We start from the raw sequence: 16,053 nt of genomic DNA, 5'->3' as shown, positions 1-16,053 counted from the left end.
GCCTGCAGCAATATTCGCCGGATAGAACTACTTCGGTAGCGCCAGTTGGAACCGGCTTTCCTCGGGCGGCGACACCCGCCGGATCGGCAGTTCGCGGTGCCGCGGCGTGCCGACCAGATTGTGACGCAGGATCACCTTGTCGACGCCGGGGTGCGGGCCCAGGTAGGTGGTCGCTTGCGGCCATGCCACCTTGGCCACCGGCCCCACCTGCGCGCCGATCAGCCGGGCGAATTCCTCGAAGTGCGCACCGACCGTCACGGCCGCCCCCGCCGCCGCCGAGCGCACCACGAACTGTGTAAAGGTTTGTGCGTCACCAAGATTGAGGCTGACGTCGACGTCGTCGAAGGGCAGGTACACCGGACACCGGTTGACCGTCTCGCCCACCAGAATGCCCGCCGACCCGATCGGGATCTGACAGTGCCGGTTGGCGACGAGATCCTGGCCGGTCAGCGCCGGACGCTGACCGCCGAACAAGCGCGTGAAGCCGCGCGGGGTTTTCGGTTTGCCGGCGGTGGTGAGCAGGACAGTGGCCTGGGGCGCGAGGCCGGGAGCGATCCTGACGCGGGTGATGGTGTAGTCGGCGCGGGCCGACCACCACAGGTCCGGGCCACCGAGCGCGGTATAGGCCGCGGTGTAGGAGTCGCGACCCTTGATCATCGACCACTTCTCGCGCGCGAAGCCGATGTCGATGGCGTGGTCGTAGTCGTCGAAGCTGCGTCCGCAGACGGCGTCGACGCCGTGGCTGGCCAACGCGTCGGCGACCCGGGTCGCCGAGGCGACCAGATACCGGGCGAGGCCGGCGACACCCTCGTCGCGTCGCTGCGCGGACCGCCGGGTCTGCTCGGGGTCAGCCCGCAGCATGATCCAGGTCCGCCGGTTGGCCGGGGCGGGGTCGGCGCCGATCACCTGCTGGTAGAGGTTCACCACGTCCGGGGCGGCGGTGCGGCCCACCCGGAAGCCCGCCGAGACGATATCGGCCTCCATGTCGGGACAGTGCACCGACAGCAGTTCCTCGAGCAGCCGGGTGTCCAGCACGTCGTCGGTGTGGGCCTGCCCGTCGACGATGACGGTAGGCGTGAACGGCCGCGGGTTGAGTTCGATCACCGCGATCAGGTGGTCTCGGCGCCAGCGCACCGCCACGTGGTCCCCCGGCTTCACCGTGGCGCCGACCTCCGGTTCCGACGGCACGTCCGGCGGTGTGCGGCGGCGCCGCAGCCAGGCGAACACCGTCGCCACCCACCCGGTGATCCGCCGCCCGTAGAACGTGACGAAGGCGACGACGGCACCGACGGCGACCAGCGCGATGCCCGCCCACCAGTAACGCGTCGGCAGGAACAGCAGGACCGCCAGCGGCGCCGACACCGCCCAGATCAACGTGTGACCGGTGCTGAACCGCAACCGGATTGGGCTGCTCATCGGCGCCTCAGCGCCCTCGCCGTCAGCGCGCCGAGGACCAACGCCAGCATCAGACCCCCGACGGCCACCGCCACCATGGTGATCGGCCGACGGTCCGGTCCCGACTCCATCACCGGCGGCGGCATCCGTCGGACGTCATACCGGATCTGCGCCGGCCCGGGCGCGATGTCCCACGTCAATGCCGCGACGGCGTTGACCACGCCGTCCCCGACCAGGTTGTCGGTTCCCCCGCCCGGGTGGCGCGCCGTGGCCTGGATGCGGTTCATCACCTGCGCCGGAGTCAGCTGCGGGAAGCGTTGCCTGATCAGTGCGGCCAAACCGGAGACGTAGGCCGCGGCGAACGACGTGCCCGCGATCGGAACCGGGCCTTCCTTGCCCTGCAACGCGTTCGCCGGCTCGCCCTGGTCGCCGAGCGAGATGATGTTCTCCGCGGGTGCCGCCACGTTCACCCACGGTCCGTGCATGGAAAACGAGCTGGGCACGCCGGTTTGCCCGATTCCGCCCACGGTGATCACCGAATCTCCGTACCAGGCGGGCGTGACGATGGTCTGCACCTTGTTCCAGCCGCGCGGGTCGGCGGGGTTGGCCGCGTCCGGTGGCGGATTCTGCGCGCAGTCGCCGCCGGTGTTGCCGGCCGCGACGACCACCACGACGTTCTTGACGTTGACGGCGTAGTCGATCGCCGCGCCCAGGCTGGCCTCATCGATCGGCTTGGTCACCTTGTAGCAGGCGGCCTCGCTGATGTTGATGACGCCGGCCCCGAGATTGGCGGCGTGCACGACCGCCCGGGCCAGACTGCGGATGGATCCGGCCGCCGGGGTGGAGTTGGGGTCGTTCGGATTGGGTTGGGAGCCGACAGGCTCGAAGGCTTCCGAGGTCTGGCGTAGCGAGAGCAGACGCGCGTCGGGCGCGACACCGACATATCCGTCGGTGGGAGCGGGACGGCCGCCGATGATGGCCGCTGTCAACGTGCCGTGCGCATCGCAGTCGGACAGCCCGTTACCGGCCGCGTCGACGAAATCACCGCCCGGTTCGGCGGGGACCCGCGGCGAGGCGTCGACGCCGGTGTCGATGACGGCGACCGTCACACCGGCTCCGGTGGCGAACTTGTGGGCTTCGCTGACCCCGATGTAGGCGTTGCTCCACGGCGGGTCGTGGAAGGTGGAGTCCGGCAGGACCGTCGGCGCCGAGCACTGGACGCGCTGTTCAGTCGGCTGGTCGGGGCCCGTCACGTCGGGCGGCAGCGCTCCCGGATCGATCGGCGGCGGAGTGATTGCCAATGCGGGCGGCGCGGTCAACGGTGCCGTTATCAAAGCCAGCGCCACCGTCATCAGCAAGATCCGGTGCACCGCCGAATCACTCCGTTCATTGAGTTTGCCGAGTCGATCTGCGAGCAGTTTAGACGTAAGCGGTGCGTAAACGGCGCTATTCGCGTCGGGGTTCGTAGCGGCTGTATCACCGTCACCACCGCGGCGAAGCCTGCAATGACCGACGGGCGCTCAAAGTTCGAACGGCATCGTGCTTCCCGGCTCCCGTGCGGAATCAATTTCACCGGTGACACGGCGGTACCGTTCGAACATGCGGAACCTGGTGCTGGCAGGTCTGTTGGTCGTCGTCGGCCTTTCCATGCTGATCATGGGCGTCACTTCTATCGCCGACGACTCGGTGACGTGCCACGGCAAGGCGATGCGCAACGGTGATACCTGTCGGATAGTCAGTCGCAACGGCAGTATCACCCTGCGTTCGTTTGACGAGCAGCTTGACAACAAACACCAGAAAGCCTGGTTCATGCTCGGTCTCGGTCCCGTCTCGCTGATCGTCGGTTTGGTGTGGATGGTCCGCGCCTACCGTCGTCGTTCGGCAGATCCGCAGAACCATTCCTGGCCAGACGGTCACCACTCCCCGCCTCATCAATAGTGGACGCCGACAACGTCTTTCGTCCCACGACCGAACGTGTGCCGGTCCCGCCCGCTCGGCAGCGGAAGAATCCGGATCAACGAGCGGCAGCCCCACGGCGAGGCCCTCGGTGTTCTGGCGGGCAAAGAACTTCTCGTGGGAGGTGGCGCCCCCGCCGCGCTCGCAGGCGGGGTTGAGGTCCAATGAGGTCGTCGCTTGCCCGCGGACCGCACCCGGACTGCGTTACATAGCTCACCACTATTGTAAATACGGTACTTGCTACGATTGCCCCGACTCCCCACCAGAAAATGCGAGGTTCGAAGATGGGCACACCCGTAATCGTTGGCGCCGTACGGACGGCGATCGGCCGGTCCTTCAAGGGCACGCTCGTCAACACCCCGCCCGAAACGCTGATCACCGCGGTACTGCCCGAAGTGGTCCGCCGCTCCGGCGTCGACCCAGCGCACATCGACGACATCATCTTCGCCGAATCCCATTACGGCGGTGGCGATTTGGCGCGGTACGCGGCGACGGCCACCGGTCTGGAGCACGTGCCCGGCCAATCGGTGAACCGGCACTGCGCCGGCAGCTTGACCGCGATCGGCAACGCGGCCGCGCAGATCGGTTCGGGCATGGAGCGGGTGCTGATCGCCGGCGGTGTGCAGTCACTGTCGATGACGCCGCTGACCAACTGGCGCATCCCGGGCCCGGAGCTGAAGTTCGAGGAGCGGTGGATGCCGCCCACCCACGTCGAAACCCCGGACGCACCGGCCAAGGACATGTCGATCACCGTCGGCTGGAACACCGCGCAGTCGGTCGGTATCACCCGCGAGGAGATGGACGCGTGGGCGGCCCGCTCGCACCAGCGTGCCGTCGCCGCGCAGGACGCCGGCAAGTTCGCCGACGAGATCCTGCCGCTGAAGATCACCGTGCACGACGGGTCCGTGGTCGACTTCTCCGTCGACGAGCACCCGCGCCGCGACACCACCGTGGAGAAGCTGGCCGGGCTCAAGGTGCTGCACCCGGAGATCGAGGGCTTCTCGATCACCGCCGGCAACAGCAGCGGCACCAACGACGCGGCGGCGGCGGTCGCGCTGGTCGACGCCGACTACGCCAGCGCCGAGGGATTGAACGTGATGGGCAAGGTGCGGGCCTGGGCCGCCGCCGGTGTGCCCCCGCGCGACTGTGGGCTGGGCGCGGTCAAGGTGATCGGCAAGGTGCTGCAGCGGGCCGGTCTGTCGGCGCAGGACGTCGCGCTGTGGGAGATCAACGAGGCGTTCGCCTCGGTGCCCATCGCCGCGTGCCGCGAGTACGGCATCGACGAGGAGAAGGTGAACTTCTCCGGCAGCGGCTGCAGCCTGGGCCACCCGATCGCCGCGTCCGGGGCGCGGATGGTCACGACCCTGACCTACGAATTGGCCCGGCGCGGCGGCGGTATCGGCGTTGCCGCGATGTGCGCCGGCGGCGGGCAGGGCGGGGCGGTCGTCGTCGAGGTGTAGCTCGTCTACCCTCCCATGGGTAGCCTTCTACCATGGGCCTGAACATCAAGAGTGAACGCACCGTCGCGCTGGTACGTGAACTCGCGCGGCGCACTGGCACCAACCAGACGGCGGCCATCGAGGATGCGGTCGCACGCCGCCTCGAAGCGCTCGACCACGAGGACCAGGCGCGTGCTACCGCTCGTCAGTCCGCCGCTGACGAGGTACTCCGCGAGTTCGCCAGGCTGCTGAGCAAGAAGGACAAGCGCGCGATCGGTAAACGCGAGACTGAGATGTACGACGAGGCCGGTCTGCCGCGGTGATTGTCGATACGTCGGCGATCGTCGCCATCGCGCTTGGCGAACCCGACACCGACGCGCTCAAGGCGGCGCTCGTGCGCTCGACCGATTCCCGGATGTCCGCACCCAGTTACGTGGAGCTGTGCGCCGTCATGCAGCGCCGGGACCGGCCCGAGATCGGCCGGTTGGTCGACAGGTTGCTGGACGCCTATGGAATCCGGGTCGAGGCCTTCGATCGGGAACAGGCCCGCGTCGCCGCGCAGGCCTACCGCGACTACGGCCGCGGCAGCGGGCATCCCGCTCGGCTCAACCTCGGAGACACCTACAGCTACGCATTGGCTCATGTGACCGGCGAACCGCTGCTGTTTCGCGGCGACGATTTCACCCACACCGACATTCGTTCTGCCTGCTGATCTGCCCGCCCTCAAAGTTCCAGCGGCACATGCTTTTCCGCGCACGCGTCACGCACCGCCGTGATCACGTCCTGGGACCGCAGCACCTGCAGATCCTCGACCGTCACCGAACCCTTGGCGCTGCGGTGCTGTGCGGCCACCCGCGAATCCCGCAGCCGCTCGGCGCGCTCGACGACGTTGCGCGCGAAGCGCCCGTTGTGCATCACGTCGATGCCGTGCGTGCCGTCGGCGGCGCGATAAGCGCGCAGCGTCGCGCACGCGGCGTTCAGCGCGTCGGCGGCATCCGCCTCGATGATGGTGGCGCGCGGACCGCCGTAGCGCACCGCGATCTCAACCAGCTCGTCAGGAGAGTACGACTCGAAGCGCAGCTTGCGATTGAATCGGCCGGCCAAACCCGGGTTCACCGTGAGGAACTCATCGACCTCTTTCTCATATCCCGCGCCGACGAAGCAGAAGTCGAACCGGTGGACTTCCAGCGCGACCAGCAACTGGTTGACGGCTTCCATGCCGATCATGTCCGGGCGGCCGTCCTGATGACGCTCCACCAACGAGTAGAACTCGTCCATGAACAGAATGCGGCCCAGCGACCGGTTGATCAGCTCGTTGGTTTTGGGTCCGGACGCCCCGATGTGCTCGCCGCAGAAGTCCGCCCGCTTGACTTCGATGATCTCGGGGTGGCGCACGATGCCGAGACCGGCGTAGATCTTGCCCAAAGCTGCAGCGGTAGTGGTCTTTCCGGTACCGGGAGGTCCGACCAGCAGCATGTGATTGGTTTGGTTGGCCACCGGCAGCCCGGCCGCCAGCCGCAGCGCGCGCACCTCGATCTGGTCCTCCAGCTCGGCCACCGCGCGCTTGACTTCGGCCAACCCCACCTGGTTGTCCAGCAGCGCCCGACCCTGCACCAGCAGCTCGTTACGCCGCTCGGCGTGTTCGGCTTCGGTGCGCTGCTGGACCGATCGCTGGGTCTTGACGTCCCATTTATCCGTCCGGGTCCCGATCGCTTCCTCGTCGGTGACAACCAGTTGCAGACCGGTGTCGGCCAGTGCGCGCTTGGCCGACTCCATCAGCGCGCCGTTGATCGCCGCCTTGGACAGCCACACCTGCGCCTCATGCTCGTCGCCGAGCTGACGGTGCGCCATCCCCCGGATATAGGCCAAATCCGCTGCTATCAACGGGAACTCGGCGGAGTCTATCGCGGCTGCGGTGAGGCGGCGTCGCGTCTGCGACGGGCTCGCCTGGCCGCCGCTGCCGTGCACCTCGACCCGGTCGGCCCAATCCAGCGCGACCCGCGCCTGGCCCAGGTGTGCCGCGGCGTGCGCGGCCAGGGCGCAGGTCGCTGCCGTCACGGCCGACATGATGATGGCCTGCGGCGGCAGGATGGCCGCCGCGACGGAGATCACGTCCGGCCAGCGTTGCGTGGCGAACATCAGATAGGCCTCGATGTGCTGCTGCCATTGATGGTTTTCCCAGGTATCGAGCAACGACGAATCCGCCAGCAGCGCCTCGGCTTTGCCGTACTGCCGGTCGTCGACGAGCGCGCTCGCCAATGCCAAACCGGCATGCGATGCCTCGGTCACCGAGATCGACAGATACGGACCTGCTTTGATCGGCGCGGAAAGCCTCACACCGAGCCGGTTCGTCTCCCGGTGCAGTCGCGAACCGAACGTGTACAGCTGCTCTACGGTCGACAACGCTTCGTCACCGGCGGCGATCCGGCCGAGCCACGCGTCGGCCATCGACGGATCGATGTCGGTGGCTTCCAAAAACCGGGTTCTCGCGGCGGCAACGTCGTTGTCCAGCAACGTCATCGCCTGATCGAACCGTTTGCGTGCGGCGGCTGTGCTGGTGGCGCTGGTCATGGCGATTCCGCCAGCTCGAGTTCGCCACTTCGCAGGCTGGTCGGTTCGGTCGACACGTAGCGGTTCTCGGCGCGGAACAGTTCGATCTCGACGGTGTGCGTTCGACTACCGGTCACCACCTCAACCGTCGCCTGACCTTTCTGGGTGATCAGTACGTCGGCGGTCCCGCGGTGCGGCGCGTCCGGTTCGCCCACGGAGACAACGGTATTGGGGCGGGGCGCGGGCGTGACGGTGCCGTCCACGACACTGACGGTGGTGCCGGCTATCGGTTTGACCGAATCGGTGACTGCGACATCGGGCATTCGAACGCTGGCCCACCGTTCGACGTCGCGAGTGTGTACCGTGACCCGTTCACCGGCCCCGGCCAGCCGCACCACGATCCGCTTGGCCAGCACATCGTCGGCCGCGATGTGCACCCGGCTGAACTCACCGGGATCGCTCAGCGGGAACGCCATCCGGTTTCCGGCGCCGGCCTTGCCCAGCAGCACTCCCGATGGACCTATCGGGACGACGAGCGGATGCGTCAAGCGGCCGCGGCGGATCCCACCCAACACCGGCAGCGGGCCACATAGGTTGGCTGCGACGGCGTCGGCCTGCTCGCCCGGCAGTGTCTGCAGCATGGTGCTCGGTGGAGCGGTCGGGGGTTGGGCGCTGCATACCGTCAGGGTGGCCGCGGCGCTGCCGTCCCCGAAAAGGGTGATGTTCTGGGTGATTTGGTCGGCGCGCAGTGACCATGCCTGCGACAGCGCCGCCGCGGTGATCTCGGCGGGGCGATACCAGTAGGTGGTCAGCCACCCGCCGTCGCCGCGCACCGAATGCCAGCGGCGATTCGGCACTTCCAGGCCCGACCGGCCCAGTCTGCGTTCCAACTCGGCGATGTCGGTGGCGGTGGCCACCCTCGCCCGTATCCCCTGTTGACGCATCGCCGCGCTGATCCGCTGCGCGGCGGCCAGTGTCGCGGTTCCGATCGAGCAACGGTGCTGCAGCGCTTCCACATTGGCAAGCGCGGCGATCCGCACGATCACCCACGTTTCGCGCTGCCCGGCGTATGGCGGCGTGCCGATCAGCGTGTCGTAGACCCTGGGATAGTCTCCGGTGCTGCGCCGCCGGGCACCCGTGCTGACTATGCTCAGCGAATCAACCGACAGCCCAAGGCTTTGCCGCAACAGCGGTTGCAATGAGGCGATGTCGAGCGCGTTCTCGGTGTGAGTCGAAGTCGAACCGGTGAACAGCGTCGGGACGTGCGCCTTGCCCAGGAGTTGGATCGCTGCGACCGCCACGCCGTCCTGAAATCGGACCCCGCCGCCGGCGCGGTCATTGGCCACCGTGCGCGGCGGGGTCCAACGAATCGGCCGGTTTCGCCGCCACCACAGCAGGAGCCACGAGCAGGCGGTCCGACCCCGCCACCGAACGACGCTGACCGCGACCCCGATCAGCAAACCGGCTGCGGCGCCGCGATATCCGTCGACGGCGAGTCCGGCGACAGCGGCGGCGAAGACGCCGACGACGATGCTCAGTTTGGTCGTCGCGGTCATCGCTCGCGCCGTACCCGCGCGATCAGTGCCACCGCCGCGACCCCGACGATCACCGCGGCGGCGAAGATCAGCGCGACATCGCGAGCGCCGTGGTCGGGCGGCGGTGCAGGTGCCGCGGGGGTGACGATCCGGCTGTGCGCCGGGGACGGAAGCCTGTCTCCGGCAGGCACATCGAACGTCAGTGCGGCCACTGGGTCCACGACGCCGTATCCGACTTGATTGTCGACCCCCCGCGGCGGGTGATGTGCCGTCTGGATGATGCGGTTGACGATCTGGTGCGCGGACAAGGCGGGGTATTTCGCCCGCACCAACGCCGCGACGCCGCTGACATATGCCGCCGAGAAGCTGGTGCCCCAGATGGGCATGTTCTTCTCCCCCGCACGGATCGGCGGGTAGGCGTTGACCGGACCCCCGGTCTGCGGGGACAACCCCATGATGCCGACGCCGGGGGCCGCGGCCGCGACCCACGGACCGGCCAGGCTCTTGCTGATCGGTGCGCCCGTATTGTCCACGGCCCCAACCGATAACACGTAGTCGGAAAACCACGACGGTGAGGAGACGGTCTTGACCTGATGCCAGTCCCGCGGGTCTGACACGCTCAACGGATCGAACGACGGGTTCTGTGCACAACCGTCCTCGCTGTCGTTGCCCGCCGCGGCGACGATCAGCGCGTCCTTGACGGTGGCTGCGTACCAGACGGCGGCGCCGAGAGCGGCCTGGTCCATCGGATCGGCCGCCGAAACGCACGACGTCACACTGATATTGACGACCTTGGCGCCCATGTTGGCGGCGTGCACGATGGCCCGAGCCAACGTCGCGATCGAACCCGCCTTCTTGCGCACCTCCGAGTCCCCGGGTCCGGGGTTCACCGGTTCGTAGGCGCGCGACGACTGCCGGATGGAGATGACCACCGCGTGCGGTGCGACGCCCACGACCCCGTCCGGGGCGCCAGGCGCTGGACCGGGAACCTCCGGGACGTCGGTGTTCCCGGTGCCCGGATCTCCTGGCCCGTTGGCAGGTTCGTCGGGCGGGGGTGGCGGCGGAGGCACCGGTTTGGTCTCGGTGACCGTGACGGGAGTGGGCGGCGGCGGTGCAGCCGGTGGCGGTGGCGGCCCCCCGGGCGGGGCCGGCGCGGAGTCGACTGCCGGCGGCCCGGCCGGAGCTGCAAACGCTGGGGCGCTCGGCATCGGCGCCGGCATCGGACTGCCTTGCGGCGCAGCGCCGATGACCGAAGCGACGACGGTCCCGTGCGCATCGCAGTCCATCAGCCCGTCACCGCTCATGATGTAGTCGCCGCCGGCGACGACCCGAAGCCGCGGACTGGGATTGATGCCGGTGTCGATGATCGCCACCGGAACCCCGTTGCCGGTCGAGTACTGCCAGGCTTTGCTGACATTGAGCATCGTGAAGCCCGGGGCGGTGACCGAGACGTTCGGGTCGGCCACCGTGATGGTCCGAGCACACATGTTGCTCTGCCGCATCGGTTGGTCCGGCCCCGGCCTGCCGTCTGCCGGCACCCGTCCGGGATCGATCACGGGAGGTGGAACCGCCTGTGCGGCAAGAGGGTTGATGAATACGGTCAACACGAACAAAGTCAGGGTCAACGCGCCGAGTCGGCGGACGGCGCTAGCTCGCTGACTCATCGCATGCGCACCCAGGTGAACAGGCCACCGATCCAGGCAGCCAGCGGGAAGGCGGCGATGATCGCGACGATCTCCAGCCATTCGGCGGCCATCCGCACCAGGGGCGTGAACTTGGTGATCGGCACCAGCAGCGCCGCCAACAGCCCGGCGCCGGCGAAGGCCGCCAGCAGCACCGCCGCCGAGGCCAATGCTTCTCCGGACGACACCGGTTCGTGCACCACGTATTTGACGACCCCGACGCAGGTGGCGACCGCGGCACCGACCACCAGGGCGACCGCCTGCCGTTTGTCGGCGAAGGCCCGGCCCCGGCTGACGAAGATCGTCACGAACAATCCGGCGAGCACCGCGGCCGCCGTGCCCCGGTCGCGGCCGGGCATCAGGGTCGCCCACACCGCGAACGGCAGCGTCGAGCCCGCCCCCACACAGATCCCGGTGAGCACATCGTTGGCTCGTATCGCCGCCGTCGCGATCTGCGCACCGCGCGGGGTGGGGTCGGGATCGACGTCCTCTTCGGCACTTTCGCTTACCGGGGTGACCGCGTCGACCGGCATCCCGTCTCTGCGCCGAAACAGGTCTCGCCCGGTGATCGAGCCGAAATGCGGTGGCCGGATCCGGGCGACCCACAGCGCGATCGTCGGCGCCAGGGTCAGCAGCAGCAGCAAAGCCACCAGGGTGCACATCCCCAGCCACTGAGGCGGGACCGGCCACCACATCCGGACCGCCGACACCGTGGCGCCGACCGCGCTCAGGGTCACCACGGCCGCTGCGGCGTCGACATGGCGTTGGGTCGCCGCGGCGACTCCGCACGTCAACACCGCAGTCGCCAACGCGGTGATGAAAAGATGCGGCGCAGCGAGCTTGCCCGGTGCACTGCTACCCAGCGCCACCGCGAGCAGCGGCACCGCCAGCCAGCCCAACCCGTCGAGCATGTCGCTGCGGTGCGGCCACCAACGCCACACCGCCGCGGCGCCGCCTGCGACCACCACTGCCGTCCCGGCGGTGACGACAGCGGGCAGTAGCGAGTCCTGCGAGAGGCGTTGCCGCACAGCCAATCCCAGTACCGTGAGCGCGACCATCGCCACGATCGCCAGCGCGGTGTGCGCGGCGGTCTGTGCGGTGACCGGCTCGAAGAGTCTCTTGCCGACCCGCGCGAGGCCGGTGGACAGCGACTCGTACTGCGGCTCGAACGACTCGCCCTCGACGGCGGGCACCAACGTCAGGGTCGCGCCGTCCTCCACACCGAGTTCGTCGAGGGTCTTGGTGACGTCGAGGCGCACCCCGTTGGCCTTGTGCAGTTCGTATCCGACGCCCGCTGCCAGTCCGGGCACACCCCGGCGCTTGAGTTCGTCGTTGAGCAGTTCGACGATGTTGTCGATGAAGACCTCGATGGGAACCGAGGCCGGGTACACCTGTGAGAGCAGGTGCTCACCGCAGACGACGGCGACCGCACAGCGGGCAGGAAACGAAACCTTTGCCATTAACGCGGCCTGTCGGCGTCCGGAATGTACTTGTCGGCCAGTGCCGCGGCGATCTCGAACAGGCGCAGTCGCGTCTTCTTCTTCAGTTCGTGCCGGGTGTCGATGATGCCGCCCTTGGCCAGATAGGGGTCATAGGGCATGAATTCGACCGTCGCCCCGGATTGTTTGAACCGTTCGGTGAGGTATGCGCGGGCGTCCGGGTCGTACTTGTTGCGACTGTCGTTGAGGACGACGGTGCTTCGGGACACCAATTCGTGGTAACCCATCGACCGCAGCAGGTCGATCGCGCGCGTCACCGGCAGCGAGGTGTCCGCGGTCAGGCCCGAGACGAACACCAACGCGTCGCAGGCGTCCAGAACCGCCTTCATCACCGGGTGTTCGAGGTCGTCGGAGGTGTCCACCACGATCACGGTGTGGGTACGGCGCAGCCGCGACAGCACGCCGGTGAACATCGAGGGAACCAGCGGCCGCGGTTGATCCGAGGCGCGGTTGCCGGCCAACACGTCGAGCCCGATGCTGTTCTGCCCCAAGTGCTCTCGGATGTCGGCGTAGCCCTGGACGTCGGTGTCGTTCAGCACCGCCGAGTAGTCACCGGGTGGGGATTCGTCGATCCGGCCGGCCAGCGTCCCGAATCCGGGTGCGGCGTCGATGGCGACGACGTTGTCGGGCCGGCACTCCCGGAAGACGCCGCCGATGCACGCGGTCATAGTGGTCTTACCGACGCCGCCCTTGCCCGAGACGACCCCGATCACGTACTGCTTGCGAATGTGCCGGCGGATCCGGTCCTGCAGTTCCCGGTAGTGCCGTTCGGCCGGGGACTCGCCGAGGTTGATCGTGCGAAAGGAGATGTTGTGCAAGAACTTTCGCCAGCCCGATCCGGGTGGGATTCGGCGCGGGGCCACCATGTCGGAGATTCGCAGAGTGCCCGAGACGGACTCCTGATGCTGATAGCGCACCGGGGGTGCCCCGACCTGTTCCGCCGAATTCGACGTTGCGTTCCACGAATTCGTCACGACGCCACCACTAACACTTGAGTAATACCTCTCGATCACACGACTTTTCGGTACGAAAACCATTCCTGCTCGGCCGGCAGCCGCCGCACCATCTGGCTGACCGCCGCGGCGATGTTGCTCGTCGTCCCGGGCGCGATGATCATCCACTTCCGTCCGCCGGATTCGACCTCTTCGGCGAGCAATCGCCCGTCGGGGGTATCGATGATCGTCACCGCGCTTGCCTCGATGTGCGTTCTCACGGATCGGCCGCCGGCCACCCCGGACTGGATCGCCACAACCGAGGCCCGGGCGGACTGGTCCGGATCCGCGGCGAGTGTCAGGCCTTTCAGCTGATCTGCTTCGAGCTTCTGTTCGGTCAGGAAACGGTTCAGGGCAGCGCTGTCGGTGGACGCCGCGCGCAAGGCGTCCGCGTCGAGGGTGACCGGCCGCAACGCCGCCGGGGCGTTCTGACCGCACAACCGCTCGATCTGTGCCTCGAGCACCGCGCTCGCCGACCCTTCCGCGCTGGCGGTGCCGGCGCCGCTGATGCGGATCAGGTCCGCGGAGCGTTCGATGACGACCCACCACTGGGCGAACCGGGCCAGTAGCGCGGTTGCGGGTTCGTCCTGATCGGGCGTGCGGATCTGGATGAACAACGCGATGTCGCGCCGGGACAACACGGTCAGCCATTCGACGACGGCGCTGTCCACCGCGCCCGTCTGGTCGATCACCCCGACGTCGCGCAACTCGGCCGTGACGGGGTGTTGCAGTGCCAGCAGCCGGGATTCCACGCTGGGCAGGTGGGGTCGCAGCCCCAGCTCGGGGGCGATGGTCTCGATGCCGGTGAGCACCTGCAGGGCCCAGAGACCGTCGAGGGTGGTGGTTAACACGGTGTTCCTTGATATAGGCCCGGGGCGCACGCATCGCATGCGCCCCGGGCCGATCAATGTGGCTAGGTGAACAAATTGCCCATCTGGGCGTCGGTTGCCTGGGCCATCTCGTCGACGCTGTGGACGGTGTGGGCGTGGCGGCTGACGGTCTGGATCATGTCCTCCAGCCCGTGCAGCATTTGCTGCTGGGCATCGAAGAAGGCGGTGGCGCCGTGCCCTTGGAAGAAGTCGCCCAGCGCCTGGGTGAGGTTCAGGACGTCGCTGTGGATTTCCATCAGTTGGGCGGCCTGCGACCCGACTTCACCGGCGAAGCCGATGACGGCGCCGTGGTTGTAGACAATGTGATCTGCCATGACGGTTGGTTCCTTACTCGAGAATGGTCAGCGGATTGGACTCGTCGGACGAATTGCCTAGACCGCTTGGGTCCCTCCGCCGAACACGCCGTTGAGGTTGTGCGCCGCGTCGGCTTCGTGGTTTTCCATCAGAACTGCCGCTTGGCCCAGGCCGTGCGCCAACCGCTGACCGCCCGTCATGATCTGTTGCAGGTCGTGGTGGATCTGACCCGCGGTGTTCAACGAGGTGTTGCCGGCGTCGCCGGCCCAGCCCGTGCCGCTGATGATGTTCTCGTGCCCGCTCAGGTACTGGTTGGCGATCGCGGCCGCCTCCTGCAATCGCGCTTCGATACGCTGCTGCGTGCTGCGCAGTAACTCTGGAGTGACAACTGTTGCGTTTGCCATATTTACGTCTCCCTCAATTATTTGGACTCGCCGAGCCAGGGTCTGCGTAAAACTAGACCAGCTGCCCCCGGCTGTCACTTCACCCGTTGCCAGGCATTATGCGGGCGGAACAGGCTGTTTAGTGCACACCAGAATGGACCTTGTGTCAAACGGCGGGCATATGCCGAGAATAGTTAGCTGTGCTCACAGGCATTGAAATTAAAGGGTGCCCGCGCCGTCGGCGGTGCCGTCGCCGTCGGTGTCGGTGAGCCGGACATTCCAGCGGCCGTCGCCGTCGGTGTCGACGTATCCGGTGACGCCGGACGGGCCGGTGCACAGCACCTGGTCGGCCAGGCCGTCGCCGTCGGAATCGAAGAGTCGGTCATCGGGCTGGCCCTGCCCGTCGAAGTCGACCAGCGGGCCACCGGTGTGTTCGACGCCGTCGAGTCCGAACCATCGCAGCTGGCCGCCACGGTCGACGGCGACCGCCCAGGTGCCGGTTCCGTCGTCGACGAAATAGCTTTCCGGCGTGCCGTCGTTGTCGACGTCCAGTACGGCGTGGTCGGCGATACCGTCACCGTCGAGATCCACCAGCGCGTCGTCGCGCATTCCGTCGCCGTCCAGATCCAGTCCGAGTGCGTCGAACAGGCCGTCGCCGTCGAGGTCGAGATCCGGCGGGCGATTCCAGATCGCGGCGGCGCCGTCGTCACCGCTCAGGCAGTACTCCACGATGGTTTCGACGCAAGGTCGGCGCGGGCGGTTCCCTCGATTTGGTCAGGCTTCGATCGTGGGGGCGAGTGCTGAGCGCAGAATTTGGCGGTCGACCGTCACGATGGCCAGATTCCGCCGGATGGCTTGGGAAACGAGCACCCGATCAAACGGATCTTGGTGATCCCAGGACAACCCCCCGGCCAAGATTGCGTCATCGGCCCCGATGGCCAGCTCGGTGGCTCGCAGATCCGAGACGACGTCGTTCCAAGCTGACAGCAGCACTTGGCCGGCCAGACGGCCCGCCCGCGTCTTGATCGCAATCTCCCATGCCGACGCGGCGGAGATCAGCACCTCTGTTTGGGGATCGCGCAGGAGCTCTCGGGTCGAACTTTTGACCCTCTGGGGCGCGCTGAGTAGCCGCAGCAGCACGTGAGTGTCCAGCAGAACACGCACCGCAGCGATCACAAGCTTCCTTCCCACCGGGCGATTTCGGACTCTGGCAACGGATCATCGAAGTTGTCCGGCACCTCGAGCATGGGCAGTTGACCGAACTTCCGCGGCACCGGATTCACCGGGGACAAGACAGCGACCGGTCGGCCATGGCTGGTGATCGTGACAGACACGCCCGTGCGCTGCACTTCACTCAAAAGCGCGTTGAGGCGCGCTTTGGCCTCCGTGCTGGAGACGGTCTTCATACGGGCCACGATATCGAGATCGGACTAGTACG

Annotated in this window: 17 protein-coding genes; 4 read left to right on the top strand and 13 right to left on the bottom strand. The window is 67.5% G+C overall.

What is annotated here, in order from left to right; all coding sequences use genetic code 11:
• Positions 1–27: 27 nt before the first annotated feature.
• Positions 28–1,416, bottom strand: a complete 1,389-nt coding sequence (gene eccE, locus AC5Y46_RS09580; protein ID WP_499943042.1) for a type VII secretion protein EccE — start codon at positions 1,414–1,416, stop codon at positions 28–30.
• Entirely contained in the window at positions 1,413–2,765 is a 1,353-nt protein-coding gene (gene mycP / locus AC5Y46_RS09575; RefSeq protein WP_499990863.1) for a type VII secretion-associated serine protease mycosin, read from the bottom strand. The genes eccE (AC5Y46_RS09580) and mycP (AC5Y46_RS09575) overlap by 4 nt, the downstream gene beginning before the upstream one ends.
• Positions 2,766–2,994: 229 nt before the next feature.
• Here mycP (AC5Y46_RS09575) and AC5Y46_RS09570 point away from each other — a divergent pair, with 229 nt between their 5' ends.
• From AC5Y46_RS09570 to AC5Y46_RS09555, 4 genes are all read left to right on the top strand, one after another.
• Positions 2,995–3,333, top strand: a complete 339-nt coding sequence (locus tag AC5Y46_RS09570; RefSeq protein WP_499990861.1) for a hypothetical protein — start codon at positions 2,995–2,997, stop codon at positions 3,331–3,333.
• Between the two features lie 302 nt (positions 3,334–3,635).
• Positions 3,636–4,811, top strand: a complete 1,176-nt coding sequence (locus AC5Y46_RS09565; protein WP_499990859.1) for a thiolase family protein — start codon at positions 3,636–3,638, stop codon at positions 4,809–4,811.
• A 32-nt stretch (positions 4,812–4,843) separates the two neighbouring features.
• A complete protein-coding gene (locus tag AC5Y46_RS09560) occupies positions 4,844–5,113 on the top strand; it encodes a type II toxin-antitoxin system VapB family antitoxin (RefSeq protein ID WP_499943038.1) in 270 nt (89 codons plus the stop codon).
• Entirely contained in the window at positions 5,110–5,502 is a 393-nt protein-coding gene (locus AC5Y46_RS09555) for a type II toxin-antitoxin system VapC family toxin (RefSeq protein ID WP_499943037.1), read from the top strand. The genes AC5Y46_RS09560 and AC5Y46_RS09555 overlap by 4 nt, the downstream gene beginning before the upstream one ends.
• 11 nt (positions 5,503–5,513) lie before the next feature.
• Here AC5Y46_RS09555 and eccA read toward each other — a convergent pair whose 3' ends face one another.
• The 11 genes from eccA to AC5Y46_RS09500 form a co-directional block, all read right to left on the bottom strand.
• Positions 5,514–7,361 carry a type VII secretion AAA-ATPase EccA gene (eccA, locus tag AC5Y46_RS09550; RefSeq protein ID WP_499943036.1) on the bottom strand — a complete coding sequence of 616 codons (1,848 nt, stop codon included), beginning with the start codon at positions 7,359–7,361 and terminating at the stop codon, positions 5,514–5,516.
• Positions 7,358–8,896, bottom strand: coding sequence for a type VII secretion protein EccE (eccE, locus tag AC5Y46_RS09545; protein ID WP_499943035.1), 1,539 nt, complete (start codon positions 8,894–8,896; stop codon positions 7,358–7,360). The genes eccA and eccE (AC5Y46_RS09545) overlap by 4 nt, the downstream gene beginning before the upstream one ends.
• Positions 8,893–10,539 carry a type VII secretion-associated serine protease mycosin gene (gene mycP, locus AC5Y46_RS09540; protein ID WP_499943034.1) on the bottom strand — a complete coding sequence of 549 codons (1,647 nt, stop codon included), beginning with the start codon at positions 10,537–10,539 and terminating at the stop codon, positions 8,893–8,895. Before mycP (AC5Y46_RS09540) ends, eccE (AC5Y46_RS09545) begins: the two co-directional genes overlap by 4 nt.
• Positions 10,536–12,017, bottom strand: a complete 1,482-nt coding sequence (eccD, locus tag AC5Y46_RS09535) for a type VII secretion integral membrane protein EccD (RefSeq protein WP_499943033.1) — start codon at positions 12,015–12,017, stop codon at positions 10,536–10,538. The genes mycP (AC5Y46_RS09540) and eccD overlap by 4 nt, the downstream gene beginning before the upstream one ends.
• Entirely contained in the window at positions 12,017–13,030 is a 1,014-nt protein-coding gene (locus tag AC5Y46_RS09530) for a MinD/ParA family ATP-binding protein (RefSeq protein ID WP_499943032.1), read from the bottom strand. The genes eccD and AC5Y46_RS09530 overlap by 1 nt, the downstream gene beginning before the upstream one ends.
• A 35-nt stretch (positions 13,031–13,065) precedes the next feature.
• Positions 13,066–13,899, bottom strand: coding sequence for an ESX secretion-associated protein EspG (locus tag AC5Y46_RS09525; RefSeq protein WP_499990856.1), 834 nt, complete (start codon positions 13,897–13,899; stop codon positions 13,066–13,068).
• A gap of 62 nt (positions 13,900–13,961) precedes the next feature.
• Positions 13,962–14,252, bottom strand: a complete 291-nt coding sequence (locus AC5Y46_RS09520) for a WXG100 family type VII secretion target (protein WP_499943030.1) — start codon at positions 14,250–14,252, stop codon at positions 13,962–13,964.
• Positions 14,253–14,309: 57 nt separating this feature from the next.
• Positions 14,310–14,636 carry a WXG100 family type VII secretion target gene (locus AC5Y46_RS09515; RefSeq protein ID WP_499943029.1) on the bottom strand — a complete coding sequence of 109 codons (327 nt, stop codon included), beginning with the start codon at positions 14,634–14,636 and terminating at the stop codon, positions 14,310–14,312.
• A gap of 198 nt (positions 14,637–14,834) precedes the next feature.
• Positions 14,835–15,344: a pullulanase gene (locus AC5Y46_RS09510; protein WP_499990854.1), complete on the bottom strand. Its 510-nt coding sequence runs from the start codon at positions 15,342–15,344 to the stop codon at positions 14,835–14,837.
• Between the two features lie 45 nt (positions 15,345–15,389).
• Positions 15,390–15,791: a type II toxin-antitoxin system VapC family toxin gene (locus tag AC5Y46_RS09505; protein ID WP_499990852.1), complete on the bottom strand. Its 402-nt coding sequence runs from the start codon at positions 15,789–15,791 to the stop codon at positions 15,390–15,392.
• A complete protein-coding gene (locus tag AC5Y46_RS09500; RefSeq protein WP_499990851.1) occupies positions 15,788–16,021 on the bottom strand; it encodes a type II toxin-antitoxin system Phd/YefM family antitoxin in 234 nt (77 codons plus the stop codon). Before AC5Y46_RS09500 ends, AC5Y46_RS09505 begins: the two co-directional genes overlap by 4 nt.
• Positions 16,022–16,053: the final 32 nt, after the last annotated feature.

It is taken from the genome of Mycobacterium sp. NGS59 (genome assembly GCF_059812345.1).
This window is presented reverse-complemented; position numbering and strand designations above follow the sequence as displayed.